Raw genomic sequence first — 1281 nt, 5'->3', positions numbered from 1 at the left:
TTTTCTATTTACACATCAAAAATATTCTATTCCTAAAACTATCGAAGTTTCTAAAGCCGTAGCTTATTCTTTTTAATGTTTTTATTTTTGTATGCGTGCCTTCTAGTGGTCCATTTGTATATGGGTAGTCAAATGAGTTTGTTATCTCATCGAACCAGTTTCTAAAGCTTGTAAGGCATCTTTTAAATTCTTTTAAGTCGCTTTTTTCTGCTCTTCTTAACCATTCGTTAAGTGCGATTTCTGCTCTTTCTTTTGTGGGTTGTATGAGCACGTATTCATAGAATAGTTCTTTTATTTGGTAAGCTAGTTGTAGGTCTTTGTTGTTTTCAAGCATTATGGTTACTTTTGGTATTTAATCATTTTTTAGTTTTGATCTAGGTTTTGTTAGTAAGCTTTTACTTCTTTTGTAGTAGATTCTTAGTTTTTTCTCCAGATTTTTTTGTGCTCTTTTTCTTACGTCTTCAAGCGCCCATAGAACTTGCCGTATAAAGTGGTATTTGTCAATTATGTGAGTTGAGTCTTTAAAGTATGTGTTTTTTACGCTTCTGTAGGGTTCCCACATGTCACTTATGAAGTATACTACGTTTTCTTTTTCGTTTTTATCTATTCCACCAAAGTATTCTGTCAGGTCTTTTGTGTTTCTGGATTTTATTATGTCTGTTAGTGAGTGGTTTTCTCCGTTAAGTAGTGAGCATTGGTATTTTCCTGTCATTACATCTCCTTTAAATTCGTCTATACATAGAACTTTAGGGAGTTGGTTTCTTGGGTGTTTTAGAAAGATTACAAGTCTTTGGACTGTGTTTATTGATATGTTTAGGTTTCTTGAGATTGCACTCATGGATAGAGATTCTTTTAGTTCGTTTATTATTGTTAGGGTTAGTCTTTTACTTATTGTGTGTTTTTTAGGAACTAGGTTTGTTTCATTTTTAAATCTTTTTCCACAGTGTTTACAGTCATATCTTGTTGTTTTTAGGTGTATGATTGCTTTTTTCCCGTAGATTGGGGTGTCTTTAATGGTACGGTATCTGTTGTCATGTACCCATATTTTTTTGCTGTGACAGTATGGACATTTTTTAATTTTTTCTGTTTCTGCTTCGATGAATACACATTCATCGGTTTGGGTAACTTTTTTTGTTTTAATCCCTTTACTTTGGAGTAAATCCGTGGTATTATTTAATTGCACTTGTATGCACCTCCTTACTTGTGGTTTCTATTTTTAGTATAGGATGTTTTGCGTATAAGTGCAATTTTTTTACATAAAAATATCTATGGAGGGTTTTA

At 32.2% G+C, this 1281-nt stretch carries 1 pseudogene; it reads right to left on the bottom strand.

Annotation, left to right across the window (positions count from 1 at the left end):
- Nucleotides 1–4: 4 nt before the first annotated feature.
- A pseudogene (locus tag C7381_RS08510) lies at nucleotides 5–1183 on the bottom strand (ISL3 family transposase).
- Nucleotides 1184–1281: the final 98 nt, after the last annotated feature.

It is taken from the genome of Ezakiella coagulans (assembly GCF_003096635.1).
GTDB classification, from domain to species: Bacteria; Bacillota; Clostridia; order Tissierellales; family Peptoniphilaceae; genus Ezakiella; species Ezakiella coagulans.
The sequence above is the reverse complement of the archived record's forward strand: the minus strand, read 5'-3'. Positions and strand labels throughout refer to the sequence as shown.